General features: G+C 63.7%; 24 protein-coding genes. 19 read left to right on the forward strand and 5 right to left on the reverse strand.

Annotated features, from left to right (window positions below; genetic code table 11):
• Positions 1-134: 134 nt before the first annotated feature.
• Positions 135-2,414, forward strand: a complete 2,280-nt coding sequence (locus tag WD006_RS08170; RefSeq protein ID WP_011871444.1) for a helicase-related protein — start codon at positions 135-137, stop codon at positions 2,412-2,414.
• 138 nt (positions 2,415-2,552) lie between these two features.
• Positions 2,553-3,332 carry a competence protein CoiA gene (locus WD006_RS08175; protein ID WP_017514159.1) on the forward strand — a complete coding sequence of 260 codons (780 nt, stop codon included), beginning with the start codon at positions 2,553-2,555 and terminating at the stop codon, positions 3,330-3,332.
• Positions 3,333-3,398: 66 nt separating this feature from the next.
• Here WD006_RS08175 and WD006_RS08180 read toward each other — a convergent pair whose 3' ends face one another.
• The gene (locus WD006_RS08180) at positions 3,399-5,213 is read right to left on the reverse strand and encodes an ATP-dependent helicase (protein WP_020924957.1); all 1,815 of its coding nucleotides are present in this window, start codon (positions 5,211-5,213) and stop codon (positions 3,399-3,401) included.
• Entirely contained in the window at positions 5,200-6,963 is a 1,764-nt protein-coding gene (locus WD006_RS08185; protein ID WP_134315833.1) for an ATP-dependent nuclease, read from the reverse strand. The genes WD006_RS08180 and WD006_RS08185 overlap by 14 nt, the downstream gene beginning before the upstream one ends.
• Before the next feature lie 243 nt (positions 6,964-7,206).
• On the opposite strand from WD006_RS08185, the gene WD006_RS08190 reads away from it, so the two are divergent.
• Genes WD006_RS08190 through WD006_RS08220 form a run of 7 tightly spaced genes read left to right on the forward strand, consistent with a single transcriptional unit; the run spans position 7,207 to position 13,247 of the window.
• The gene (locus WD006_RS08190; protein ID WP_020924956.1) at positions 7,207-7,806 is read left to right on the forward strand and encodes a PilL N-terminal domain-containing protein; all 600 of its coding nucleotides are present in this window, start codon (positions 7,207-7,209) and stop codon (positions 7,804-7,806) included.
• On the forward strand, positions 7,803-8,453 hold the full coding sequence (locus tag WD006_RS08195; RefSeq protein WP_009876593.1) for a hypothetical protein: 651 nt from the start codon (positions 7,803-7,805) through the stop codon (positions 8,451-8,453). Before WD006_RS08190 ends, WD006_RS08195 begins: the two co-directional genes overlap by 4 nt.
• Positions 8,454-8,467: 14 nt before the next feature.
• Positions 8,468-9,193 carry a TIGR03759 family integrating conjugative element protein gene (locus tag WD006_RS08200; protein ID WP_009876594.1) on the forward strand — a complete coding sequence of 242 codons (726 nt, stop codon included), beginning with the start codon at positions 8,468-8,470 and terminating at the stop codon, positions 9,191-9,193.
• Positions 9,175-9,765, forward strand: a complete 591-nt coding sequence (locus WD006_RS08205; protein WP_009876595.1) for a transglycosylase SLT domain-containing protein — start codon at positions 9,175-9,177, stop codon at positions 9,763-9,765. Before WD006_RS08200 ends, WD006_RS08205 begins: the two co-directional genes overlap by 19 nt.
• A complete protein-coding gene (locus WD006_RS08210) occupies positions 9,762-10,310 on the forward strand; it encodes an integrating conjugative element protein (RefSeq protein WP_009876596.1) in 549 nt (182 codons plus the stop codon). The genes WD006_RS08205 and WD006_RS08210 overlap by 4 nt, the downstream gene beginning before the upstream one ends.
• A gap of 4 nt (positions 10,311-10,314) precedes the next feature.
• On the forward strand, positions 10,315-12,501 hold the full coding sequence (gene traD / locus WD006_RS08215) for a type IV conjugative transfer system coupling protein TraD (protein WP_011871448.1): 2,187 nt from the start codon (positions 10,315-10,317) through the stop codon (positions 12,499-12,501).
• Positions 12,498-13,247: a TIGR03747 family integrating conjugative element membrane protein gene (locus WD006_RS08220; RefSeq protein WP_009876598.1), complete on the forward strand. Its 750-nt coding sequence runs from the start codon at positions 12,498-12,500 to the stop codon at positions 13,245-13,247. The genes traD and WD006_RS08220 overlap by 4 nt, the downstream gene beginning before the upstream one ends.
• A 29-nt stretch (positions 13,248-13,276) precedes the next feature.
• Here WD006_RS08220 and WD006_RS08225 read toward each other — a convergent pair whose 3' ends face one another.
• The 3 genes from WD006_RS08225 to WD006_RS08235 all read right to left on the reverse strand — a co-directional run bounded on the left by WD006_RS08225 (position 13,277) and on the right by WD006_RS08235 (position 17,880).
• Positions 13,277-15,901: an ATP-binding protein gene (locus tag WD006_RS08225; protein WP_011871449.1), complete on the reverse strand. Its 2,625-nt coding sequence runs from the start codon at positions 15,899-15,901 to the stop codon at positions 13,277-13,279.
• A gap of 100 nt (positions 15,902-16,001) precedes the next feature.
• The gene (locus WD006_RS08230; RefSeq protein ID WP_011871450.1) at positions 16,002-17,054 is read right to left on the reverse strand and encodes a DUF3800 domain-containing protein; all 1,053 of its coding nucleotides are present in this window, start codon (positions 17,052-17,054) and stop codon (positions 16,002-16,004) included.
• Positions 17,055-17,205: 151 nt separating this feature from the next.
• On the reverse strand, positions 17,206-17,880 hold the full coding sequence (locus tag WD006_RS08235) for a hypothetical protein (protein WP_011871451.1): 675 nt from the start codon (positions 17,878-17,880) through the stop codon (positions 17,206-17,208).
• Positions 17,881-17,984: 104 nt separating this feature from the next.
• Here WD006_RS08235 and WD006_RS08240 point away from each other — a divergent pair, with 104 nt between their 5' ends.
• From WD006_RS08240 to WD006_RS08285, 10 genes are all read left to right on the forward strand, one after another.
• On the forward strand, positions 17,985-18,887 hold the full coding sequence (locus WD006_RS08240; protein WP_017514686.1) for a bacteriophage abortive infection AbiH family protein: 903 nt from the start codon (positions 17,985-17,987) through the stop codon (positions 18,885-18,887).
• A 136-nt stretch (positions 18,888-19,023) separates the two neighbouring features.
• Positions 19,024-19,404: an RAQPRD family integrative conjugative element protein gene (locus WD006_RS08245; RefSeq protein WP_009876602.1), complete on the forward strand. Its 381-nt coding sequence runs from the start codon at positions 19,024-19,026 to the stop codon at positions 19,402-19,404.
• Positions 19,401-19,634 carry a TIGR03758 family integrating conjugative element protein gene (locus WD006_RS08250; protein WP_009876603.1) on the forward strand — a complete coding sequence of 78 codons (234 nt, stop codon included), beginning with the start codon at positions 19,401-19,403 and terminating at the stop codon, positions 19,632-19,634. Before WD006_RS08245 ends, WD006_RS08250 begins: the two co-directional genes overlap by 4 nt.
• Before the next feature lie 16 nt (positions 19,635-19,650).
• Positions 19,651-20,010 (forward strand): TIGR03745 family integrating conjugative element membrane protein, encoded by a 360-nt coding sequence (locus WD006_RS08255; protein ID WP_009876604.1) that lies wholly within the window; start codon positions 19,651-19,653, stop codon positions 20,008-20,010.
• 12 nt (positions 20,011-20,022) lie between these two features.
• Positions 20,023-20,433 carry a TIGR03750 family conjugal transfer protein gene (locus WD006_RS08260; RefSeq protein ID WP_003158639.1) on the forward strand — a complete coding sequence of 137 codons (411 nt, stop codon included), beginning with the start codon at positions 20,023-20,025 and terminating at the stop codon, positions 20,431-20,433.
• Positions 20,430-21,119: a PFL_4703 family integrating conjugative element protein gene (locus WD006_RS08265; protein WP_009876605.1), complete on the forward strand. Its 690-nt coding sequence runs from the start codon at positions 20,430-20,432 to the stop codon at positions 21,117-21,119. Before WD006_RS08260 ends, WD006_RS08265 begins: the two co-directional genes overlap by 4 nt.
• On the forward strand, positions 21,116-22,033 hold the full coding sequence (locus tag WD006_RS08270) for a TIGR03749 family integrating conjugative element protein (protein ID WP_009876606.1): 918 nt from the start codon (positions 21,116-21,118) through the stop codon (positions 22,031-22,033). The genes WD006_RS08265 and WD006_RS08270 overlap by 4 nt, the downstream gene beginning before the upstream one ends.
• Entirely contained in the window at positions 22,023-23,453 is a 1,431-nt protein-coding gene (locus WD006_RS08275; protein ID WP_011871453.1) for a TIGR03752 family integrating conjugative element protein, read from the forward strand. Before WD006_RS08270 ends, WD006_RS08275 begins: the two co-directional genes overlap by 11 nt.
• Complete coding sequence (locus tag WD006_RS08280) at positions 23,434-23,874, forward strand: TIGR03751 family conjugal transfer lipoprotein (RefSeq protein ID WP_003158644.1); 441 nt, start codon at positions 23,434-23,436, stop codon at positions 23,872-23,874. The genes WD006_RS08275 and WD006_RS08280 overlap by 20 nt, the downstream gene beginning before the upstream one ends.
• Positions 23,874-26,756, forward strand: coding sequence for a conjugative transfer ATPase (locus WD006_RS08285; protein WP_009876609.1), 2,883 nt, complete (start codon positions 23,874-23,876; stop codon positions 26,754-26,756). Before WD006_RS08280 ends, WD006_RS08285 begins: the two co-directional genes overlap by 1 nt.
• Positions 26,757-26,763: the final 7 nt, after the last annotated feature.

Below are 26,763 nucleotides of genomic sequence, written 5' to 3' on the forward strand. Positions count from 1 at the left end.
CATTTCACCAGCAGGCCGCCAGCGCCTGCGTTTTCCATCCACCGTCGGCCGTGTGCCGATTGATCTTCCCACCCTGGGGCAGGCCATTGCCCCTTTGGGGGTGGTGCATGCCCCATTTTCTTTGGAGCATCACCATGTCCCTCGATCTCGAAAACACTACCGCCGAAGCCACGCCCGTACAGGGCGAACTGCTCGACGCGGAATCCAACCCTCTGACCCTGAGCCTTCAGGATTTTGTCGGCGAGTTCGGCGACGAACTGCTCGACGCCCTCAACAGCGCCAATCCGCCGGTCTATACCGGCCAGCCGCAGGCGCATCGTCAACTCGTCGTCGCCAGCCTCAAACGCAAGCTATTCCAAGCCCAAGCCGAAGTCGTCCATGCCGCCGCCGAGCTGCTGATCGACCGTGGCGAACACGCCGCGATCGTCAACGGCGAGATGGGTTGCGGCAAAACGACCGTTGGTATCGCCACAGCCGCCGTGCTCAACGCCGAAGGCTATCGCCGTACCCTGGTTCTTTCTCCACCGCACCTGGTCTACAAGTGGCGGCGCGAGATCCAGGAGACGGTGGCAGGCGCCAAGGTCTGGGTGCTCAACGGCCCGGACACGCTGGTCAAGCTCATCAAGCTGCGCGAGCAGTTGGGTGTGCAGCCCACGGGCCAGGAGTTCTTTGTCCTGGGGCGCGTCAGGATGCGGATGGGATTCCACTGGAAGCCTGTCTTCACCACGCGGCGCACCCGCCATGGCGACGTGGCAGCGTGCCCTGACTGCGGCACGGTCATCACCGACCTCGACGGCGAGCCGGTCAACCCGGTCGCGCTCGAAGCCGAGGAGTACCGCAGGAAGTGCAGCCATTGCGCCGCGCCCCTGTGGACATTGATCCGCCCGCGCAGCCTGTCCGGCAGCGACCAGTCCTCGGCCGTGCTGAAAGCGTTGAAGCGCATCCCGACGATCGGGGAAGTCACCGCGCAGAAGCTGATGCAGAAGTTCGGCGACGGGTTCCTGGCGTCGATGCTGGGCGACAACATCCATGAGTTCATCAACCTCATGGACGGCAACGGCGAGCTGGTGTTTTCCGACCGTCAAGCCACGCGCATGGAACGTGCGATGGCCAACATGGAGTTCGGTTTTGGCGAGGGCGGCTATCAACCGTCCGAGTTCATCAAGCGCTACCTGCCGCAAGGCACGTTCGACCTGCTCATCGCCGACGAGGCCCACGAGTACAAGAACGGCGGCAGCGCCCAGGGCCAGGCCATGGGCGTGCTGGCGGCGAAGGCTCGCAAGACCTTACTGCTGACCGGCACGTTGATGGGCGGCTACGGCGACGATCTGTTCTACCTGCTGTTCCGAGCCCTTCCCGGGCGGATGATCGAAGACGGCTATCGCCCGACCACGAGCGGCAGCATGACCTCGGCCGCGATGGCGTTCATGCGCGATCACGGTGTCCTGAAGGACATTTATTCCGAGAGCACCGGGACGGCGCACAAGACCGCGAAAGGCACGAAAGTCAGTGTCAGAACGGTCAAAGCTCCGGGCTTCGGCCCCAAGGGCGTGCTGCGCTGCATCCTGCCGTTCACGATCTTCCTCAAACTCAGAGACATCGGCGGCAACGTTCTGCCACCGTATGACGAGGAGTTCCGTGAAGTCGCGATGGACACGGCGCAAGCCGCGGCCTACCGCGATTTGGCGGGTCGGCTGACCGCGGAGCTGAAACAGGCTCTGGCGCGACGCGATACAACCTTGCTGGGTGTGGTCCTCAACGTGCTGCTGGCCTGGCCGGACTGCTGCTTCCGGTCGGAGACCGTGGTGCATCCGCGCACACGCAATACCTTGGCGTTCGTCCCGGCTCAGTTCAACGAGTTCGAGATCAGCCCCAAGGAGCGTGAGCTGATCGACATCTGCAGGGAAGAGAAAGCACAGGGCCGCAAGGTTCTGGCCTACACGGTCTATACCGGCACGCGCGACACGACTAGCCGGTTGAAGGTATTGCTGGAGCAGGAAGGCTTCAAAGTGGCGGTACTGCGCGCAAGCGTGGATGCCAGCCGCCGCGAGGACTGGATCGCCGAGCAGTTGGACCGTGGCATCGACGTGCTCATCACCAATCCCGAGCTTGTCAAGACGGGATTGGACCTGTTGGAGTTTCCGACGATCGTGTTCATGCAGTCGGGCTACAACGTGTATTCGCTCCAGCAGGCGGCACGCCGCTCTTGGCGTATCGGGCAGAAGCTGTCCGTGCGCGTGATCTACCTGGGCTACGCCGGCTCCTCGCAGATGACCTGCCTGGAGCTGATGGCCAAGAAGATCATGGTCTCGCAGTCCACTTCGGGCGATGTACCCGAATCGGGGCTCGATGTCCTGAACCAGGATGGTGATTCCGTCGAGGTCGCATTGGCCCGGCAATTGGTAACTGCGTGATCTGCTGTCTGCCGGCATCCTTTCGGGGGTGCCGGCATTTTTCTAGGAAATTGCTGCTCGGAGGATTCGATCACCGCCCCGGTCCCAGCGCGGGGAAGGCTAAACTGATCAGACAATACCGAGATTCAAGGAGGCACTATGGCTATGGTGATCGAAGCAGCATATGCAGATGGTACTGGTGCAGCCAACGCACTGCATATGTCTCAGGCGCAGTGGGAAGAGTTGCAACGGGCGTACTGCGTCGGTGATCTGCTGATGCCTTGCTGCAACGCTCCAGCGATTCCCAAGGTTAGTGCTAATGGGTACCCCTTCTTCGCGCATCTAGGAGGTGCGTGCAGTACTTCCGAAGAAAGCCAATGGCACCTGGCGGCCAAGATACTTGTGCGCAGCGTGCTTGAAGATCTTGGATTCCGTGCCTCGGTTGAAATGCCGGGTTCGGGTGATGCAGGTCGCTGGCAGGCTGATGTCTGGGGTGAGCGCAATGGGGTTAGGTTGGCTGTCGAGATCCAAAGATCGTATCAGTCGCTCCGTGACTACCGTAAACGCCAAGAGCGGTACCGCGAGGCGGGCATCAAGTCTCTTTGGTTGCTGCGGCAGGAGCGATATAGCACTCTCACCAAGAGCATGGGAAAGGAGCGTCTGCGCACCGAGTTTGGGGGCAAGTTCCCTTCGGCCGGCCACTTCGGCCCGTGCCTTTCTGACCTGCCGGTCGCGATGCTTGAGCTAGATCCGGCCCCAACGGTCAAGGGTGCCGGATTCTTCAACGCAACCCTTCCAAACATACTTGAAGCAGTGCTTAGTGAGCGCTTTCTTTGCATCAACGGTCTATGGTGTATCGATAACCTAGACTCGATGAATAACGCCGCCAGACTCGCGCGCGAGCGTTTCGCAGCCAATCGCTTGGCTGCAAAGATGTAGCTCGACTGTGGTGTTGCTCGACATGCGCCGACGCAGCACCGACACTCCAGATTCCCGGGTTCACACTCAAATGCCAGCGGCACGCATTCGCGCCTCCAGCTCATCAAGGAATGGCGAGCGCCCAAAGCGCATAGGGCCATAGCGGCCATCAACGAAGCCCGAATACAGCATGTGGACCTCGTCGCGAGCACGTGTGAGTCCCACATAGAAGAGCCGGCGACTTTCGCGCAACTTCTCTGGAGTTTCATTGCGCCACGGCAGATTTCCGAGGTCGAGTCCAACCATGATGACGACGTCGTACTCACAGCCCTTTGCGGAATGCAGTGTCAGCAGATTCAGGTGATCGGGCGAACCGTCCCGACCGCCCAAACTCGTGATGTCTAGCGAAGCCAGTGCACCGCCTTCAGCGAGCGCTGCCGTCATGCGATCCAGTTGCTCCTTCTGATCAGCGAGCGCCAATTCAGCCGCCAGCAGATGATCCACTACACCGTTGCGCAGCGAAGCAACAAATTCTCGCGCAGGTTGCTGGTCAGCACGCAGCTCCCATAGCAAGGCGGTTAGCTCTTGCTCTTCGCGCTTGGCCTGTGAATCGTCCAAGCTCGCCCGATGAAATGCGCGATAGCGGTCGAGTAGTCCACGCAATTGTGGGCGTCCAACACGCCAGCCACCCGCGCACCACGCCGCACAATCTTCTACCCAACTTGTTAGGGCAACCTTGCGGTAAGGTGCTGCGGTATCCACACGGATGTGATCGAGACCACCGGTTGCCACAGCTTCAGCCACGATATCGCCTGCGCGATAGTCTTTGTATAGGATCGCGATATCGCCCAGTGTTCGTCCCGGCTTGGAGGCTAAGGCCGCCGGAATGATCTGCGCGACGGCGTGCGCAGCCTGGTCCGCCATACCACCCGGGCGCAGGACAAATTCGATGGTCGTTTGTCGCGCAGGATCGCTCGCTTGATAGCCTCGGGCTTCTCCAAGCGCCATCTCTGACGCAGTCACGATCCCTGCACCAGAACGGTAATTTAATTGAAGCTGGACAGGCTCAATGTCTCTGCGAGCCGCCAATTCCATGAGCAACGCGCCATCAGCTCCCGTAAATCCATATATCGACTGATCCGCATCCCCGACAGCGAAAAGTCGGACACCCCCGTCGAAGGCAAGGCGTTTGACGATGCGATGCAGTGCCACGCCTAAATCCTGGTACTCATCCACCGCGAGCACGGGGAATTTTGCCTGAACCAGAGGTAGTACCCAGTCGTGCTCGGCGATCAAACGCTGGCCGAAGACAACCATGTCATCGTAGTCAATCAGCCCCTCGTCGCGCAGAGCGGCCTCGTAGGCCTCGGCCCAGGCAGCGAGTTCCTCCTCGCTACGCCAAGCGACGCTATTTCGATTGAGCACGGAACGGCGATGCCGCCCGAGGTCAATAACTTTGTACGGATGGTTCTGGCCGAAAAGCGCATCTCCAGTTTGCTTCAACAACCGATCACTGACTCGTTGAGTGGCTACCGAAAGTGGGAAAGATATGGGCAGGCCGGCCAGGCGTCCATACGGCATCAAGAGATGACGCAGACAGAACCCATGGACCGTACCAATGAAAAGATTAGGTGCCTGCTGAAGTCCCAAGTTTTCAATTCGGCGAGCGAGTTCGCGAGCGCACTCCTGGCTATAAGTGATGCACGCAACGCCACGAGGGGCCTCGACGTCTTCGGCCAGGATGCGGGCGAGCTTTAGGACGAGTGTCTTGGTCTTACCGCTCCCGGGACCAGCGAGTACCACACAATGTCCTTGAGAGTTGTAAGCTGCCAACTGCCCTGGATTTCCAGCCAACTCGGCAGCCTGCGCCAGGTAGGCTGTACCGACGTTACGCGACGGCATCGCGGATATGCTCCAGCGCAGAGCGAATGTAGGCCGGGCAAACGTCCTCAGACACCGACGGCGCAAGTGCCTGTGCAAATCTCCCCTTGCCAATCCGTTCAATCAACTTCAGCAGCCGGTCTTCATCGACCTGATCCGGATCATCCACCCACTCTTGCAATGCGTCCCGGGTGACTTGCCTCAGCGGCAACTCCTGCTCGATTACCGACTTCATCGCCTCGGTCATTCCGGCGGCAAATAGGTCGGATTCCAGCGTGCTCTCGTTGACGAAGTATCCAAACTCTGCGGCGTATTTGAGCACCTCATCTATATCCAGGTCATCGTAACCATATTCGTCATCGACCTCGTTTAAGAGATTAATTAATCGCCTGTGGGCTAGTGGAGGTTTGCCATTGACCGGGTCGCGATCTGTCAAAATTACATGTGGAATATTTAGCCCTTTAGGGCCCAAAAGCTTCACATAAGGAGTGAAGTTCGTCCCCCCGACCGAGCACACAGTGATTCCAAGTATGTCGAAAGGAATCCCGAGGGCGTCGGCGAACGCGGGAATGATGAAGCGCTCGGCGTCCCCTTCAACCAGAATCACTCCCCGGGAAAATAATATTTCTCCGCGAGTGACGTCGATGTAGCGCTGGAGGTCGTCTTCATCCCTCTGTGTGAAAGGTGTGTTCGCGGTCGAAACCGCGACGGTTTTCCCGTCCGTTGCGTTATGACGCAGGAGAACGATGGACCTAATCGGTGTAACGCTTGCGATATGCGGCGAGTGAGTAGTGAGAATTGTCGTCAGTGGAGGGGCTTCGTCCTCATCTTCCGCTCTTGTGCCGAGAAAGTAGCGATAGACAAGACGCTGGACATGCGGATGCAGGTGCGCTTCGGGCTCCTCGACGACGAAGAATGTGTGGTCGCGCTCCCCCTCGGAGACGAGACGGTCGAGTTCGAGGCTCTTCAAGGCCAGGAAGATCAGATTCGCCGTTCCTAGGCTGGCATCGCCGACACCGCGAACACCGTTGTCGATAAGCAGCCGAAGGCTACGCAGCAATGCATCCACTCGTGTAGGTGCAAGTCCGAGCGATACCGGGACAGCATGTTGCCCCCCGGCGATTGCGATCAGCCGTTCGCTGATCCGTTCTGCTGTCGCTACCACTTCCTCGTGTCCAGCCAGCTCTCGCTGTGCTTGGTCGACCTGATTCTGAATCTCCTCACGGGCGTCATCATCCAACGACGCGGCAAGATCCTCAATGAGTGGCCTCAATGGCGAATTGCGCCAGCTCGCAAGGTCCTTCTCAGCGTCACGCAGGGCTACCTGAACATCTATTGGCAACATCCGGCGAAGTGCGCCGCCGATACGCATTTCGGGATCGTTGCCACCGAAGATCACATACTCATAGTCCTTCAACGATTCCGGGGCGCGCCCCAGGCCCGCCTTAGGCTGGAAGCGGTAGGTGAGTCGGGCCACCATGGGTGGGCCAGGATCAATCACGCAATCGTTGAGGTGAGCCATCAGCCGGGGATCGTTTGTGAAGTCCGTTAGATCCACAGAGACCTCAATGGTCGCACCAACCTTGTCTTCGCCAAGTCCGTCCCAGAAATGTTCAAGCCCCAGTTGTCGATCGCGTTCAGACAAGCCCGGATCAAGGATCAACTGCAGGCCGCGAATGAAATTGCTCTTGCCAACCTTGTTCTCTCCCACGATGACGATACTTTCCCCCGTCTCGACATCAACATCCGAGAAATTGGCGAAATTGATCAACCTGACCCGAGAAACCCTCATTTACGCCCCCGTCCACTGGTGTTTTAACAAATAGTAGCAGTCAAGCGGCCGGCCTCCATCCGCCGACCGCGACTGAGCTTTTCCGTTTCGGCGCCCTCAAGGCCGCTTTTGTTCGACTAGACCGCTGCCGGCAAATCGGACGCAGCGTGGTTCGCATTGTTTGCTGCTGCCCCGGGCCTTAGCGGCGATGGTGAGGGCTCGTTGTTTCAGGACGCCGAGCTTATGTGCCCCTCTCCACCTTGGTTTCACCATCCCGAACGCCGCCTGCTGGCAGGAGTCCTCGGCCTGCTCTGGTCGGTGCTGGCTGGCGGCTGCGCTACGACGACTGCGCCGCCCGCACCTGATGCCATCGAGGAAGTGTTGGCCACGCCCGAACCCGAGGCGCCCGAGTACATCCCCGTCGTGCGCTACGGTCGCTACACGCTGGTCGAGCTGGCACCCAGAGCGGCGCAACGCGACCTGCTGTTGCAGACCATCGACGTGTCCATGCCCGAAGATGCCCGCGCCACCGTCGGCGATGGGCTGCGGCATGTGCTCAAGCGCAGCGGTTACAGCCTGTGCCAGACGGCGCACGCGGTAATCGAGCTGTACGCGCTGCCGCTGCCGGCGGCGCACCTGCACCTCGGCCCCATGACCTTGCGCGATGCGCTGCTCACACTGGCTGGCCCGGCCTGGGAACTGCACGCGGATGATCGCGCACGGCAGATTTGCTTCGAACGGCCCGCCGACAGCGCGGTCATCGAACCCGCATCCGAGCCACCCGCCGCCGAGGCGGTGCAGACGTTCCCGCTGGAGCCTTCGGTTTCGGGAGGCCAGCCATGAGCGCCCCACAGTCTGCCCGGCGCCCGGCCGCCGTCGTGATGGTGCAGAGCCTTCTGTGGCTCTGGCTGATCGGCCTCAGCGTCTTCGTAGCCTTGGGCTACCAGACCATGAACGACCAGGCCGACCAGGAACGGCTGGATTCCCGCCTGCAACGCCTGGAAGCCCGGGCGGCGGGCCTGGTCGAGTCGATCGAGGCCATCCAGCAGCGTTCGGCCGTCGCAACGGCGGCAGACCTCAAAGACACCCGCCAAGTCTTGGAAGCACGCGCTGCCCAGGTTGAGAAAACGCTGAGCGGCTATGCCGCTGCCGACGACCTTCAGGCGCTGCGCGCGGAGGTCGAGCAGATCAAGGCGCGCCAGACCGCTGCGCCCGTTCCGCGCGCCGCAGCACCCGCCCAGCCGCGCGCATCGGGCAAGGCCGCCGCCAAGCCCGAACCGCCGCCGCTGCCGTTCCGCGTCGTCGGCGCCGAATTGCGCGCTGGCCAGCGCAGCGTGTCCGTTGCGCCGAGCAGTGCGGACTTCACGCCTGACCAGCTTCAGGTGCTGCTGCCAGGTGATGCGCTCGGCCCGTGGCACTTACAGGCGATTGAGGGCAACACCGCCGTGTTCCAGGCCGGCAACCAGACCCGTCGCGTGGCGATTCCCTGACCGGAGCACACCACATGAATCCGTCGATCATCCTTTCCGCGCTCCTGCTGGCATCCGCCCAATTGCCCGCCTGGGCGCAGCAGCCGGTCACCGCCCCGGCCCGCAATGCGCAGAACCAGGAGCGTCCGCTGGTCGCCCGAACCCCGGACGACCAGGTAGCAGGCGACTGGGGCCTCCAACCGCAGGAATGGGCGCTATACCGCGAGCTGATGGACGGGCCGCTGGGCATCTATTCGCCTAACCTGGACCCTCTGTCCGCCCTGGGCATCGAGGCCCGCACCGACGAGGAACGGCGGCGCTACGCAGAACTGCAGGTGCAAATCGAAGCGCGCCGCGTCGAGAAGCTGCTTGCCTATCAACGTGCCTACGACGAAGCCTGGCAGCGCCTGAACCCCGGCATGCAACGGGTGAACCTGCCTGACGACAAACCCAGCGGCGGCGCAGTGCGCGGCGGCGGCCGCACGGCGGTGTTCGTCAAGGACGGCTGCGCGGCCTGCGGACAGCTCGTGCAACGCCTGCAATCCTCAGGTACCGAGTTCGACCTGTACATGGTCGGCAGCCGCCAGGACGACGCGCGCATCCGCGACTGGGCCAAGCGCGCACAGATCGACCCGACACGGGTGCGCAGCGGCACCATCACGCTCAACCACGACGGCGGCCGCTGGCTGTCGCTGGGTCTGCCCGGCGATCTGCCCGCGGTCGTGCGCGAGGTGAACGGCCAATGGCAGCGCCAGCCCTGACGGCGCGGTTTCGCGTACTGGTGATCGCTGCTGGCCTGTACGCCTGCGCCGTCCATGCCCAGGAGGTTCCGCCTCCGGCCTATCAGCTTGCCGCCCAACGTGCGGGCATTCCCTCCACGGTGCTCTACGCCGTGGCCTTGCAGGAGAGCGGCATCCGGCGGAACGGACGCATCGTCCCGTGGCCGTGGTCCCTCAACGTCGCCGGCCAATCGCGCCGCTATGCGACCCGCGCCGACGCCTGCGCCGGTTTGCAGCAGGCGATGCGCTCCACGCCGCACACGCGCATCGACGCGGGCCTGGGTCAGATCAACCTCGGCTACCACAAGCACCGCTTCACCAGCCCGTGCGACTTGCTCGATCCGTACCGCAACCTCGCCATCGCCTCCGAGATCCTGAAGGAGCAGCACATCCCGGGGGAGAACTGGCTGCTGGCGATCGGCCGCTACCACCGCCCCGCGGGGGGCGAGCCCGCAGCCCGCTACCGGCGGAGCGTTTCCCGCCACCTCGCCCGCGTGCAGGGCACGCGCCCAACCGCCGCGGTCCTCGCCGCGCGCCAGGAGACCACCCCATGACGAAATCCCATCTGGCCCATCTCGCGGCGAAAGGCCTGCTCGTGCTGCTGGCGGGTCTGCCGCTGGCCTCGCGTGCCGGCGAGCCGCTGATCTTGGTCGAAGACCGTGGCGGCACGTCGGCGCTGCCGTACTACGAAGCCCTGAGCCTCCAGCCGCGCGCCAACACTCCGGCCCGATCGCCCATCCCTGCGACTCAGATCCCGGCCACGCCGGCGGATGAGGCCGCGATGTTGCCGGTGCGCAGCGCCAAGCTCACGCCCGGCACCGTCGCGCGGCGGGTGATCGAGGCCCCGGGCCTGCGTCCCTTCGTGGTCGTGGGCGACGACGAGGCTTCCCAGGCCTGGTTGCGCCGCCATGCAGCCTCATTGCGCGAGCGCGGCGCGGTCGGTCTGGTGGTCAACGTCGAGACCGTGCAAGGCCTGGCGCGGCTGCGCGCACTGGCGTCCGGCGTGCCGCTTGCGCCCGTGTCCGGCGACGACTTGGCCGAGCGCTTGGGCCTGCGGCACTACCCGGCGCTAGTCACGGCCACCGGCATCGAGCAATGAAGCCATGTCGGGGAAACAGCCGGTCGAGGTTCTGCTTCGCCCAGCGGTGGAGCTATATACCGTCGCGGCGTGTGCAGGCGCCGCGTTTCTGTCCCTGGTGGCCCCGTGGTCGCTCGCGCTGAGCCCCGCCATGGGTGTCGGCAGCGCGCTGGCGTTCGGAGCCTATGGCGCGATCCGCTACCGCGATGCCCGCGTCATCCTGTGCTACCGGCGCAACATCCGTCGCCTGCCGCGCTACGTGATGACCAGCAAGGACGTGCCGGTCAGCCAGCAACGTCTGTTTGTGGGACGCGGCTTTCTGTGGGAGCAGAAACACACCCATAGGCTCATGCAGACGTACCGGCCAGAGTTTCGGCGCTACGTCGAGCCGACGCCGGCCTATCGGCTGGCCCGGCGCCTGGAGGAACGGCTGGAGTTCGCGCCGTTCCCGCTGTCCCGGCTATCGAAACTCACCGGCTGGGACGTGCCTTTCAATCCGGTGCGGCCGCTGCCGCCAGTGGGCGGCCTGCCGCGCCTGCACGGCATCGAACCCGACGAGGTGGACGTCAGCCTGCCGCTGGGTGAGCGCGTGGGCCACTCCTTGGTTTTGGGAACGACAAGGGTGGGCAAAACACGTTTGGCCGAACTCTTCGTCACTCAAGACATCCGCCGGAGGAACGCCGCGGGCGAACACGAGGTCGTGATCGTCATCGACCCCAAAGGAGATGCCGATCTCCTGAAGCGGATGTATGTCGAGGCCAAGCGCGCGGGCCGCGAAGGCGAGTTCTATGTCTTCCATTTGGGGTGGCCGGACATTTCGGCACGCTACAACGCCGTAGGCCGATTCGGTCGCATCTCGGAAGTCGCCACCCGCATCGCGGGGCAGCTCTCCGGCGAAGGCAACAGCGCAGCCTTCAGGGAATTCGCGTGGCGCTTCGTCAACATCATTGCCCGCGCCTTGGTGGAACTGGGGCAGCGCCCGGACTACATGCTGATCCAGCGGCACGTCATCAACATCGACGCGCTGTTCATCGAGTACGCCCAGCACTACTTCGCCAAGACCGAGCCCAAAGCCTGGGAGGTGATCGTCCAGATCGAGGCCAAGCTCAACGAGAAGAACATCCCGCGCAACATGATTGGGCGCGAGAAGCGCGTGGTGGCGCTGGAGCAGTACCTATCCCAGGCCCGTAACTACGACCCGGTGCTCGACGGCCTGCGCTCGGCGGTTCGCTACGACAAGACGTATTTCGACAAGATCGTCGCGTCTTTGCTGCCGCTGCTGGAGAAGCTCACCAGCGGGAAGATTTCCCAGCTTCTGGCGCCGAACTATTCCGACCTGGCCGACCCCCGCCCGATCTTCGATTGGATGCAGGTCATCCGAAAGCGCGCAGTCGTCTATGTGGGCCTGGACGCGCTATCCGATGCCGAGGTCGCCGCAGCGGTCGGCAACTCGATGTTCAGCGATCTCGTTTCGGTGGCAGGCCATATCTACAAGCACGGGATCGATGACGGCCTGCCGGGCGCATCGGCTGGCACGCGCGTGCCGATCAACGTCCACGCGGATGAATTCAATGAACTGATGGGTGACGAGTTCGTGCCGCTGATCAACAAAGGCGGCGGCGCCGGTCTGCAGGTCACCGCGTACACGCAGACGCTTTCGGACATCGAGGCCCGTATCGGGAACCGCGCCAAAGCGGGTCAAGTGATTGGCAATTTCAACAATCTGTTCATGCTGAGGGTCAGGGAGACGGCCACCGCCGAACTGCTGACCCGGCAATTGCCGAAGGTCGAGGTCTATACGACCACCATCGTCTCCGGCGCGACCGACAGCTCGGACATCCGCGGCGCGACGGACTTCACCAGCAACACGCAGGACCGCATCAGCATGTCCAGCGTGCCGATGATCGAGCCGTCGCACGTCGTCGCCTTACCCAAGGGCCAATGTTTCGCATTGTTGCAGGGCGGCCAGCTTTGGAAGGTTCGCATGCCGCTGCCGGCACCGGACCCCGATGAGGTCATGCCGCAGGATCTGCAACAACTGGCGGGCTACATGCGCCAGAGCTACAGCGAGGCCACGCAGTGGTGGGAGTTCACCAGTTCCCCGGCGTTGCAGGACGGGGCCTTGCCCGACGACCTGTTGGATGATGCCGCTGCGGCCGAACCTGGCCCGGTGGCCACCGACGACAGCGCCGGCAATGAGGCCTCGCCATGAAGGATGCCGCCTCGACCGCGCAGCGGGAGCAGAACCAGCGCCAAGGCCTGATCGTCGGCACCATCACCTTGCCGTTCCGGCTGCTGGGGGTGCTGATCGGCTCGCTGCTGTTCTCCATTGTCGTGGAGTGCGTCGGAATGCACCTGTTCTGGAAGGACGAGGGCTGGCGACACTCCCAGCAGATGTTGCAGTACGAGTTGGGGCACCTGTCCAACCACTTCACGCGCAGCGTGGTCGTGCAGGAACCGGGGCGCACGGCGCACGAGCTGGTGGATACCGGATACGAATGGGTGTTCGTGCGCTCGGGCTTGCTGGAGCGCATGAGCCAGACCGCCGAGCGCGCCCGTGCACCCAGCCACGGGCAGACACGCAACTTTCGCTACTACATCAGCCAGGCCTATGTCTGGACCGAGAGCTACCTGATCGCCGCAGCCTTCACGACGCTGACCTTCCTTGTGCGCCTGCTGGTCCTGGTGCTCACGTTGCCGCTGATCCTCACCGCGGCATTCGTCGGCCTGATCGACGGCCTAGTGCGGAGGGACGTGCGCCGGTTCGGCGCGGGCCGCGAATCGGGCTTCATCTACCACCGCGCGAAAGCAAGCCTGATGCCGCTGGCCGTTCTGCCCTGGGTCACGTACCTGGCCTTGCCGATCTCGGTGCATCCACTGCTGATTCTGCTGCCGAGCGCCGCCTTGCTGGGGCTGGCCGTGAGCCTGACCGCGGGCAGCTTCAAGAAATACCTTTAGGCGAATGCTGTCCCGCGTGGCTGTAGTGCTCATCGGTTCTGCAGAACATCTAACGCAGCGTCCAACGCCGTAATCGATTCGACAATGACTCTCACTAAGGAGCGGTCGAACTCGTGGTCTCGCTGGGAATCGTGGACACCGCTGTTGAGACACCCCCATTCAATGCTTCCTGCACCAACACCAAGCAGCCGGGTCAAAGCGACAACGACGTCTGGCGCGCCAGCATGCTGCGCGGAGATGCGATCGACGGCTGATCTCAACTTTGCGCATTTGTTGTTCAATTCCCAGGGGGAGCGTGGCCCGCCTAGCTTGAGTTCGATGCGCCCATCTGCTCGCCGGCCCAGCCAAGTCCAGAGACGGTCAGTCAGACTCTCCAGCGCGGGCCGCGCCTGGCGCAGCGCCTCACGCTTCTCATCGGCTGCCAACGCCTGCTGGGCCAACAGGACGTAGTTCTTCGTCGGTGGATCGCTGTCAACGCGCAGCTCATGCTCGCCCTGGTGCGGGAGGAACTTGTAGCGCTTGATGGACCCGGCCCGCCGGGCGCCCAATTCCTGCTGGATCCGGTGCAGAAACTCCTCGGCGTGTGAGGTGAGGATGACCTGCTTGCCGACGAGCAAGCCATCCTCGAAGAAGGTACGCCAGATTCCGTCACGATGGTCATCGTCGATCGCGTTGACGACGTCATCGAAAATGACCACGGGGCACCCCTGCGCGATGTTCTTCGCCAGCAGAATCGCCAGACCCAGGCACTTGATATGCCCTTCGCTGAAGACCACCAGCGCGTCATAGCGCACGCCAGGCTCACCGGTGAACTCTACTTCGATCTTGCCGTTTTCGGCGACAGGCAGCCACAACGCGTGCAAGAGGTCGCCAGGCGGATCAGCACGATTGAATGCGTTGTACAGATTGCGTGCCTGTTCTCCGAGGCCCTGGAGCAGCACGCCCGGCAATGCGGCCAAGTAGGCTTGGATTTCGGGCAAGAAGCCGTCGTAGGCGGCCTTGACCCGCAGGTGGTGCGCGACTACCGGCACTTCGGTTGCGACCGACTCGATCAACTCACGGTTCGCCTCGTCAAATTGGGCCACGGTCTGGCGGGCAGCGGCCATTTCTTGGTCGGCTGTCATGCGTATGGTCCGCAGCCGTTCGATCTCCAGCCGGTGCTGGTCCAGTGCGTCCCGCTCCCGGGCCAGCGCCCCGCGCAGGGCATGCGCTTCGCGGGCTTGCGCGTCGGCGCGCTCGATGATTTCCGTGACCTGCAGCAGAGCGTTCCAGGCACGCCGGTCGCCATCGACCCATGCGCCAAGCCAGGCGCCTGTCGAGGTAGGCGGCAATGGAGGCAGGCCTGCTGCCTGCAACTGTGCAGGACAAGCGTTTGCGCCAACCGCGACTACCCGACGCATCTCGTCCCACAGCGCCCGCACCGCCTCGCTCAACTGCGTCCGTAGGCCGGCTTCCTGCTGCTGGAGGGTGGCCAACTGCGCGAGCTGCTCCAGGCCCGTGCGGGCCTTGGCGAAAGGATCCTGTGCGACAGCAGCCAATCCGGTTCCGCATGCGGGACAGGTGGTCGCCCCGTCAGTCAAGGCCAGCACAGCCTCGTAGAGCTTAGCGTACGACACTTCCCCAGCACGCGCCGAAAGCTGTCCGGTGGCCGCCTGCCACAGGCCTTGAAGGTGATAAGCCTCATCCAGCAGCGTCTGCAGCCGCGCTTGGCTCACCTCATGAACGGCAGGTGGGACGGCAACCAGTTGCGCCTGGACGTACGGCAGCCGCCCTTGCTGCTCCGGTGTGCCGAGCAGCCAGTCAACGCAAGCCTGGTACGTCGCGCCGGGCGACATTCGTTGCGCCAGCGCTTGCTCGGAGTTCTCCACCGCCGCGATCTTTTGCGGATAAGCAGCGATCGTCTGTTCAGAGTTCGCCAACTGCAAGCGCCGCTGCGCGAGTTGAGTAGCCTGGGCGCCGACGAGCATCAGGTCTTGGTCGAGCGCGGGATTGAAGCCGCGCACGAAGTCGCTGAACTGATCCACGCCAAACAAGGTAGCGATGAGCTGCCGCTGATCGCCCGGAGTACGCGCCGCGATGCGGGCGAAGTCATCGAGGCGGTTCTTTTCGATGAAGCAGAAGCGGTACTCCGCTTCGTTGGGCTGCACAGCCTGGGCCTGGTCTGGTGCTCCGGAAGACAGGACGGGCGCGACATGGCGACGCAACCGGGCATTGTTGCAGTATGTCCGTTGGTCGACCCGCTTGACTTGGGCCTCGCTGATGGAGCCGAGCATCGCCACTTCCAGCGCCTCGCAGAAGCTGCTCTTGCCGGTACCGTTGGCGCCATAGACCAAAGTGATGTCGTGGCTGAGGTCGAATGTCTCTTGCCGCATGAATCCGCGAAACGGTCCCACCTCAAGCTGGCGCAGGCGCCCCAGCGCCGGCCCGACTTCGGGTCCGTGGCCATCTCCCTGGTACGCGACCGGCATCTGCGCCAAATGGGCGACGGCCAGTGGCGCCATGCGGGTGGAGCGTCCACGGCGCGCTGCACCAACTTCAGCCAGAGGTTGCAGGTGATCAAGCACCAGATGCGCGAGCCGGCACACGTCGTCATGCACCTGGCGTTGCGCCAAGTGCGCCAAGAAGCGGTGGTACTCCGAATGAATGCTTGCCATGCAGCCCCCTCTACACAGGAAGACGCTTCGATGGCGTCCTTGATGATGTTGATCGGTCGCCAGCGCAGTAGGCACAGGCGGGTCATGCTTCCATTCGCTATTACGGTTTGTGGAAGTTCTCAGCAAAATAGTCGATGACCTGCCCCGCTTGGGATCCCTGACGGAAACGCTTTTGCTCCTCGAAGTCGATCGAGGGCAGCATATGGATCAGTTGATGATCGGCGTACAGCGCCATGACCTTCTCGGCATCCAGTACCCCGGCGCGTTGTCCGGTAAGCGTATTCGCCGCTTCGATGGCCGCGCCGATCATCACGTCCGCCACTTGCACTGCAGGACTGTGCTTTGAATCGATCTGAGTCACGGACTGAAGCTTGAGCGGAAAGGTGATGCTGGCGATCTCCGATTGACGAAACGTGATCGGTTTCTCATGGCGGATGTACCGCTGCAGCAGGTCGTGATAAGTGAGCAGGTTCTTGGACTGATCGTGCTCGACCCGATACGGGCCGTCAGCCATGATTTCCATCCGACTGACCAGGGACTGCAGCACCACGAAAGCAGCATCGGTGTTGACGCCCGGCGTGACGATCGCCTTCAGGCATTCAGGGGCAGCGAACTGCGCAAGCGGGCCAAGCGCTTCCGGCAGTTCCCACCAGCGCGATGCGCACGCCGCATCGATCAGGTTCCCAAGCGCCTCCGAGCTCTTTTCCTTCACCGCGCGCTGGAAGCTGACCAACAGCCGGTCGAGCGCGCCTTTGCCGAGGAGCGTCGGTCCAACCGTATACAGCAGCGACGCAAGCGAGTAGTTCTGCCCGTCTTCGTAGAAGTCCATGCCGCGCTCGTAGTAGAACGGCTCGACCGCGTAGTCCAGGAACATCAGCAGCAACAGGTAGCGCTTGTCGCAGACGTAGGTCACGCACTTGTGGTCGGTTAGCAAGTCGCGCTGCAGCGCCATCAGACGGGGGTGATTGGCTGGGCGCCGAGCCAACGCCCGGTACTTGAGTTCGTCCGCCTGAAGCTTGGGAAAGTGCTCCCGGATCAGGCGCCCGGCCTCGTCATCCTCAATGGCGATGGCCGTCGCTCCTTGGAACCGCTGCTCAGGGTTCATCAGGTCAAAGCCGGTATAACCACTTTCATCGATCCGGAAGCATTCCATTCAACTCTTCCCCTGGACAATGGACACTCCGATCCTGTCGGCCAATTCGAGCACGGCATCGTAGGCACCGACGTCGTTGTGCGAAGGCTCAGACGCGGCCGAGGATGGTTCACTAGGTGGCTCGCCATCGGCGGGCAGATTGGCGCATCGCTTAGTCATGGGTCATTTCAAGAATTTCATCCACAGCGGCCGCAATGACACGGTCCGGTGCCGAAGCGAGTAGATCCTGGGGACGATTTCCACCCAGGAAGCTGTTTTCGGAGCGGAACCAATAAGCCATGCCCCAGCCGTCTTTGTGTCCTTCGAAGGTTTCAATCACTTTGGCCAGCGATTTCAGTGGACGGAAACCAGCGTCACGATCCAGCCCGTAGTCCGGAAAGTAATCGATGCCACCGTGGTTGATAGCGAAGATTTGGCGTTGCTTCTTCCACTTATTGGGCTGAGCGCTCGGGTTCCGGGTGCTCAGTTCCGCGAGTTGTGCGATGTTCGCGGCGGTCAACCAGTCTCCACTTTCCAACACCGCCTTACGCGCCTGCACCAGCAGGCTCGCTTCCTTGAGCAGCCGGGGCGACAGCGGATTGCGCGGCACGAGCATTTCTGCCAGCCGTTCGAGCGATTCGCGGTCCTGACGTTCAAGCAGCACCTCGAACATGGATGAAGCGACGTTGGTGAAGTTTTCCGCCAATGCCGCGAAAACACTGGGCTTGATGTGGTCGAACGCCACCACCAGCACGTGGTCAGCCTGCGACCGAGCGAGTTGAGCCTGAATCTCTTTGGGCGTACCCACAAGGGTCGACACGCCGAGACGGTCTGCAACGACGCTCATGACTGACTCCTCAAATGGGTTATTTACGCTATTTGATATTACTATATCGACCATAACCTTCAATGCCCAGACACTTCGGATTCTTGGGACCTAAGGAGCACACCGTGCACCCCACCACGCTTTATGTAGTCGGCAATGGATTCGACCTGTGGCACGGCATTCCATCGGGCCTCGGACAGTTCAAGGAGTATGTCCTGGCCACAGACCGGGACATTCATCGCGAGGTCGAGGACTACCTTCCAGCCGGAGACGACTGGTGCGACTTGGAATTAGCCCTGGCTGAACTGGATGCCGATATGCTGGTCGACAACTTGGGGCACTTCATGGGGGCCTATGGTGCCGAGGACTGGAGTGATTCAGGGCACCACGACTTTCAGTACGAGGTGGGGAACGTCGTCGAGCGACTGTCCAAGGGGCTTCGGACGCGCTTTGCCGAATGGATCCGAGACTTGCCCATCCCGACACACGACACCGCCCCGCGACGGCTTGCGACGCTGGATCCACAGGCGCTGTTCCTGACCTTCAACTACACGAGCACGTTGGACACTCTCTATGGCATCGATCTGGCACGTGTTCTGCACATCCACGGCCGATCCGATGCGGCAGACGATGAGTTGGTCTTGGGCCACGCCTGGAATCCCCAATCCCGCCCCTCGCTCAACGACCGTCCGGATATCGAGGAGATCGATACCCGGGTGGCTGAAGCCAACGACATCATCGACGACTACTTCTCAGCCACCTTCAAGCGTTCCGAGGAACTGATCGCCCAGCATAGGACGTTTTTTCAGGCGTTGGGAGCCATCCAGAAGGTCGTCGTGCTTGGCCACTCTCTGTCCCCCGTGGATGCGATCTACTTCCAGGCGCTCCTTCAGCAGCCCAGCGTTGCCGCGGCGCGATGGACAGTCGCATGCCGCAGCAAACAAGAGTGGCCTGATAAGGAACAACGGCTCGTCGCCCTGGGTTTGTGGCCGGGTGCTGGACAGCCATCTTCTTGGGACGCACTGTAGAACAAAGCGTCGTTCGCTCCTGTATTTGCGGATCGCTGCGCACCTAATCCGGTCGGCCCCAGTTCCTATTGTTTGTGGCCTAAAGCAGCCCTGATCTCCACGATCAAGCCATTGCTGATTTCACAGGAATGGCGCGATGTTGGCTCCGATCTGGCTGCGCGCCGCGCATCGCGGCGTGCCCACTTTTCTCGTGACGGCCCTCCTGCTGGGCCAGTCCCCGATGGCGTTGGCCGAGCCCCCCACGCAGCGCCAGGAACTGGTCGCGGCGCTGCGCCAGCTCGACGCGCTGGAGCGCACCGTCGCCGACAGCGCCGCGCATGCCCCCATCCAGCCGGGAGAGCGCTACCACTTCGATTACCCGCGGCTGCTGGCTGACCTAGCGCGCGTGCGCGCCGGTATCCAGGCCCACCTCTCACCTTCGCGTGCCCAGCCGCGCGACCCCTCCGAACTGGCCGGCGACTACCGCACTGAGCGGGCCGTCGAGCCATCGCCGACGACCGCGGAGGTCAAGCCATGAACGGCGCCCAGGTCTCGGCATTTCAAGCCAACAGCGGCATCGCGCCTTCCGCGATGGCGACCGTCTTGGTCGGCGTCGTGTTCGCGGTCCTGCTCGTCTGGGGCGTCTGGGCCATCCGAACGGCCTACGTGGGGTGGTCCGAGAGCCACCTCAACCAGCGCCAGTTCCTCGGCGTCTGCATCCGCTTCGTCGCGATGTACCTCGTCCTGAGTTTCTTCCTCCTCTCCTGACCTGAAAGGCCTGACCATGCAAAACCGCATCCTCACTTCCCGTTTTGTCCAGCGCGCCACCGTGGCTCTGGGCGCCGCCGCGCTGCCCGCGCTGTCGTTCGCGCAGGGGTTGCCGCAACTGGAGAACCCGACCCGCGGCACGGGCAACGGCATCATGGAAACGATCAGGAACTACGGCTACGACATCATCATGCTCGTGGCCCTGCTGGTTGTGGCGTCGATGTTCATTGGCGTGTGCTACCACGCCTACGGCACCTACGCGGAAATCCACACTGGTCGCAAAACCTGGGGCCAATTCGGCCTCACGGTCGCCATCGGCGCGGTGCTGCTCGTGATCGGCATCTGGCTGCTCACCGAAGCCACCGGCATCCTGTAAGGCGAGGCCGGTATGTCCGAGCAGCAGCACGTCCGTGCTGACGGGACGGTCACGTTCCTTCCGCACCGGCTCAACCGCCATCCCGTTGTCGTGCGCGGCCTCACCGCCGACGAGCTGTGGATCTGCTGCGGCCTGTCCGGCGCCGCCGGCCTGCTGGTCGGTGCGCCGCTGTCCTGGGTGTTCCGCACGATCGCGCTCGCGCCCACGTTCGTCGTGCTGGGCGTGGCCTTCGGCGTGTTCATCGGGGGCGGCATCCTGCGTCGCCTCAAGCGTGGGCGTCCCGACACCTGGCTGTATCGGCAACTCCAGTGGCGCATCGCCACGCGCTATCCGCTGGTGGCGGGCTGGGTGGGCGGCCATGTGCTGATCTCACGCTCCGGCTTCTGGACCACCCGAAGGTCTGCTGCAAGGGGGGCACGATGAGCCGCTTCAAGAACGAGATCACCCATCTGCAGGCGCACATCAAGACGCTTCGCCTGGGTGCTGGCGCGCTGGTCATCGTCGCCCTGGTCATGGGCGGCGGCTGGTGGAGCGCTCCGCGCGACCTGACCATCCACGTCCCGCCTGATCTGCGCTCCGGCAGTACCCGCAAGTGGTGGGAAGTGCCGCCCGAATCGGTCTATGCGTTCACGTTCTACGTGTTTCAGACCCTCAACCGCTGGCCGACAAATGGCGAAGAGGACTATGCGCGTAATCTCCACACGCTCTCGCCGTACCTCACCCCATCCTGCCAGGCCTTCCTGCGGGCGGACTACGACTATCGCCGCTCCACGGGCGAGCTGCGTCAGCGCGTGCGCGGCATCTACGAAATCCCCGGTCGCGGCTACGGTGACGACCCCACGGCGCGCGTGCGCGTGGTGTCCGACCGCGACTGGGTGGTGACGCTGGACATCACCGCAGACGAGTACTACGGGGCGGAACAAGTCAAGCGGGCTTTGGTGCGCTACCCCGTGAAAGTCACGCGGGTGGACATCGATCCCGCTCGCAATCCGTTTGGCCTGGCGCTCGACTGCTACGAGGGTGCGCCCCAGCGCATCAGCACACCGGAGCCGTCGCGCCCGGCACCTGGCGGCCTGTCTCCGCAAGCGCCTCAAGGAGAAACCCCATGAAGCACCTTGTACTCGCACTGCTGGGGCTGCTGGCCGTCGCCTCGGCTCCTTTTGCCCAGGCCGTGGAGATCCTTCGCTGGGAACGCATGCCCCTGGCCGTGCCCCTGCGTGTCGGGCAGGAGCGCGTCGTGTTTATCAACCGGAACGTCCGCGTGGGCGTGCCCGCGGGCGTCGGCGAGCGCTTGCGGGTGCAGAGTGCGGGCGGCGCGGTGTACCTGCGCGCGAGCGAGCCGATCGAGCCCACACGGCTGCAATTGCAGGATGCCGACACGGGCGCGCTGATTCTGCTCGATATCGCGGCCGAGCCGGCCAAGGACGGCGAAGCCGAGTTGGAGCCGGTGCGCATCGTCGAGGGCGACAGCGCCCCGACGCGCTATGGCGATCAAGCCGACGGAGCAGACGACGCCCCGGCGCGCGCCCAGGACCAGGCAGGCGCGCGGGCAGCGCGGCGTGAAACCCCGGTTCCGGTCGTGCTGACGCGCTTCGCCGCGCAGAACCTCTACGCACCGCTGCGCACCGTGGAGCCGCTGCCGGGCGTCATGCGGGTGAACCTGCGCCGCGATCTCGACCTCGGCACGCTGGTGCCGACGCTGCCGGTGCGCGCAGTTGCGCTCGCCTCGTGGCGTCTGGAAGACCAGTGGGTCACAGCCGTGCGCCTCACCAATAGCAGCGGCGGCTGGATCACCCTGGACCCGCGCGTGTTGCAGGGCGATTTCCTCACCGCCACCTTCCAGCACGAAGCACTCGGCCCGCGCGGGACGCCAGAGGACACGACCGTCCTGTACTTGGTGACGCGGGGGCACGGCCTCGCGCAATCGCTGCTGCCGGCGATCAACCGCTTCGACCCAGCCGTGCATCTGCCGCAGCCCGAAGCCGAGGCCACCGACGACAAGGAGGCCCGCCATGCGCAGTAACGGACTCCTGAAGTGGTTAATGATCCCCGTGGCCCTGCTGGTGCTGTTCGTCGCCATCCGGCTGTTTTCGGGTGGAGGCTCGTCGGCGCCGCCCGCTGCGGATGCCGGCGCCAAGCTCACGCCGGAGGAGATGAAGGCGCTGGGCATCGAGGGCGATACCCCCCGCGATACCGTGGCGACGCTCGTGGCGCAAGTGAAGCAGTTGCGCACCGAACTGCAGACGGCGCTGTCCGACAACAAGTCCCAGCGCGAAGAGAACCAGCGCCTGCGCCAACGCGAGAACTCGATCGACCAGCGCATCAATTCGGCGCTGGAGACCGAGCGCTCCAACCTGCGCCGCGACCAGCAGCAGGCAGCCAGCGAACGCCAGCAGACCGAGGGACTGCTCGCCGACCTGCAGCGGCGCCTGGAAGGCATCGGCGGGCGCGGCGGCGGCCACGCCGATCTACCCGTGGGCCTGGGGCTGCGTAACGGCGACGAGGCAGGCATGGAAGGCGGCGTGCGCTGGGTCGAGCCGGACGACGCGAAGCCCGCTGATGGGCGTAACGGCAGTCGCGGCACGGGTGGCGGCATGAGCTTTCCGACGAGCTTCGGCCCCGCGCAGAGCACGCTGGAAACCACGGCACAAACCGTGGCGAACGCGGGCGCCCGCGCCGCAGGCGTCAAGAGCGCCAAGCCGGTCTATACGGTGCCGACCAACTCGACGCTGATGGGATCGGTGGCAATGACGGCGCTGATCGGCCGCGTGCCGATCGACGGTACGGTCAACGATCCGTATCCGTTCAAAGTCCTGGTCGGTCCCGACAATCTCACGGCAAACGGTATCGACATTCCCGACGTGGCGGGCGCCGTGTTTTCCGGCACGGCCTCGGGCGACTGGACGCTCTCTTGCGTGCGCGGCCAGGTGCGCAGCATCACCTTTGTGTTCCATGACGGGACCATTCGGACGATTCCCGAAGACCGCGACGGCAACCAGCAGAACAACCAGCAGCAGAACTCTCAAAGTGGGGGCCTGGGCTGGATCAGCGATCCCTATGGCATTCCCTGCGTCAGCGGAGAGCGGCGCAGCAACGCCCAGCAGTACCTCGGTTCGCAGGCGCTGATCACCGCGGCGGGTGCTGGCGTGGCCTCGCTCATCGACAGCGACAGCGGTCAGATGTCCTACGTGGGCGCAGACGGTTCCATCGGCAGCGTCGGCATTTCCAGCAACGAGGCCGTAGGTCGCATCCTGGCCGGTGGCGTGCGCGACATGGCCGATTGGGTGAACAAGTTGTACGGCCAGGCCTTCGCCGCCGTCTATGTCCAACCCGGCGCAAAGGTCGCCGTCCACCTCGAAAAGCCGCTCGCCATCGATTTCGATCCCGAAGGTCGCAAGGTCGATCACCGTGCAGGAGAAAGCCATGCTCTCGAACTTGAATAAGGGCCTGGCGCTGGCCCTTGCCGTCGCGGTGCTCGGCGGCTGCGCCACCAGCAAGGAAAAGCTGCTGCCCCACGGCGACAGCACGATGATGGACATCTGGCAGCAGAACGCCGGTGACGGCGGCGGTGGCGCCGGCCAGGTGGCACGCAGGCAATTGCTCGACGCGCGCCAGAGCCTGCGCCGGCCGCTGACCGAGATGGATGTACAGGCCGCGCCCGCCGAGCAGATGCGCTACACGCGCACAGCGCGCAACGAGGTCTATCGCCAGTTCCAGCGCCTGCCGAATCCCGACCTGGTGATGTACGTGTACCCGCACCTGGCAGGCACGGACCCGGTGCCCGTGCCGGGCTATACGACGGTTTTTCCCTTGTACCAGCGCGTGCAGTACGCCATGCCGGGCGAGCGCGTGGAGGACTACTGATGCGCTGGAAACTCCCCTGGCACAAGTCGGCCGCGCCGAAGCTGGCCGCATCCGGCGCAGGCGATGACGAGCGGCCGGAGGGCTGGCAACGCCACGTCGAGGCCTTGCGCCAGGCCGGCATCCCAGAACCCGGCACGGCGGTCCATGGCCGCAGGCCGGCGACCGTGGCCGACGAGCAGGCGCTGTACGACGTCGCGCCGTCGTTCGCGGAATTCCTGCCCTGGGTGGAGTTCCTGCCCGATTCGAAGTCCATGCTGCTGGAAGACGGGCAATCGGTCGCGGCATTCTACGAGCTGGTGCCGCTGGGCACCGAGGGCCGGGAACCCGGCTGGCTCGCGCATGCCCGCGACGCCTTGGAGAACGCGCTCCAGGACTCGTTCGATGAACTGGACGAGAACCCCTGGGTACTCCAGCTCTACGCCCAGGACGAACCCAGCTTCGACCAGTACATGCAGACCCTGCGCGACTACGTGCAGCCGCGCGCCCGCAATACGGCTTTCACCGAGTTCTACCTTCGCTTCTTCGGACACCACCTGCGCGCGGTAGCGAAGCCGGGCGGGCTGTTCGAGGACACGGTGGTCACGCGGCTGCGTTGGCGCGGCCAGACGCGGCGCGTGCGCATGGTCGTCTATCGCCGGGCCACCGGGCAGGCGAGCCGCCGCGGCCAGACGCCCGAGCAGATGCTGAACATCGTCTGTGATCGCCTGTGTGGCGGGCTGGCGAACGCCGGCATCCAGGCCCGGCGCATGGTCGCGGCCGACGTCCATGACTGGCTACTGCGGTGGTTTAACCCGCGTCCCACGCTGCTCGGCCCTGGGGTCGAGGACCGCGAACGCTTCTATGCGCTGGCACGCTACCCCGACGAGACAGAAGACGGTGAGATCGAGCTGGCGAGCGGACGGGATTTCAGCCAGCGGCTTTTCTTCAGCCAGCCACGTTCGGACGCGGAGCACGGCACCTGGCACTTCGACGGCATGCCGCATCGTGTGCTGGTCACTGACCGGCTGCGCATGCCGCCCGGCACGGGGCATTTGACTGGCGAAACTCGCAAAGGCGATGCGATCAATACGCTGTTCGATCAGATGCCCGAGGACACGACGATGTGTCTGACCATGGTGGCGACCCCCCAGGACATCCTCGAATCGCACCTGAACCACCTGGCGAAGAAGGCAGTCGGCGAAACACTGGCATCGGAACAGACGCTCAAGGATGTGCAGGAGGCCCGCTCGCTGATCGGCAGCGCGCACAAGCTGTACCGGGGAACACTGGCGTTCTATTTGCGCGGCCGGGATGAAGCCGAACTGGACCGGCGCGGCCTTGATCTGGCGAACGTGATGCTTAACGCCGGTTTGCAGCCCGTGCGCGAGGACGATGAAGTCGCGCCTTTGAACAGTTATCTGCGCTGGCTGCCGTGCTGCTACAACCCGAGCCAGGATCGACGGAACTGGTTCACCCAACTGATGTTCGCCCAGCACGTGGCGAACCTCTCACCGGCCTGGGGCCGCAGCCAGGGCACGGGCCATCCGGGTAATACGTTCTTCAATCGAGGCGGCGGGCCGATCACCTTTGACCCGCTCAACCGCCTGGATCGGCAGATGAACGCGCACCTGTTCCTGTTCGGCCCCACCGGCTCCGGCAAAAGCGCAACGCTCAACAACCTCTTGAACCAGGTCACGGCCATCTACCGGCCGCGCCTCTTCATCGTGGAAGCCGGCAACAGCTTCGGCTTGTTCAGCGATTTCGCCAAGCGCCTGGGCCTGACTGTGAACCGGGTCAAGCTGGCCCCTGGCTCGGGCATCAGCCTGGCGCCGTTCGCCGACGCGCGTCGGCTGATCGAAACGCCGAGCGACGTGCAGACGCTGGATGCCGATGTGCTGGACGAGGACATGCCACCCGATGCATCGGCCATGGAAGCGGACGAGCAGCGCGACGTACTCGGCGAGTTGGAAATCACCGCACGGCTGATGATCACCGGCGGCGAGGATAAAGAAGAGGCCCGGATGACGCGGGCCGATCGCTCGCTCATCCGCCAGTGCATCCTCGACGCCGCCGAGCATTGCGTGGCCGAGAAGCGCACGGTGCTCACGCGCGACGTGCGCAACGCGCTGCGCGAGCGCGGCCAGGACCCAACGCTGCCAGAGATGCGGCGCGTGCGGCTGCTGGAGATGGCAGATGCCATGGACATGTTCTGTCAAGGCACCGATGGCGAAATGTTCGACCGCGACGGCACGCCGTGGCCCGAGGCCGACATCACCCTGGTCGATCTGGCGACCTATGCCCGCGAAGGCTACAACGCGCAGCTTTCCATCGCCTACATCAGCCTGATCAGCACGGTGAACAACATCGCCGAGCGCGACCAGTACCTGGGCCGCCCGATCATCAACGTGACCGATGAAGGGCACATCATCACCAAGAACCCGCTGCTCGCGCCCTACGTCGTGAAGATCACGAAGATGTGGCGCAAGTTGGGTGCCTGGTTTTGGCTCGCGACGCAGAATATCGACGATCTGCCGCGCGCCGCGGAACCCATGCTCAACATGATCGAGTGGTGGATCTGCCTGTCGATGCCGCCGGACGAGGTAGAGAAGATCGCCCGGTTCCGCGAACTCTCGCCCGCGCAGAAAGCGCTGATGCTTTCGGCGCGCAAAGAGGCGGGGAAATTCACCGAGGGCGTCATCCTCTCCAAGAGCATGGAAGTGCTGTTCCGCGCCGTGCCGCCGAGCCTGTACCTCGCGCTCGCGCAAACCGAACCCGAAGAGAAGGCAGAGCGCTACCAGCTCATGCAGCAATACGGCTGCACCGAGCTGGAAGCAGCTTTCAAGGTCGCCGAGAAGATCGACCAGGCACGCGGCATCGAGTCGCCGGCCTTGGAACTGTCGTAAGCCGGAG

This window comes from Cupriavidus sp. Met-2 (genome assembly GCF_049843575.1).
GTDB lineage: Bacteria > Pseudomonadota > Gammaproteobacteria > Burkholderiales > Burkholderiaceae > Cupriavidus > Cupriavidus metallidurans.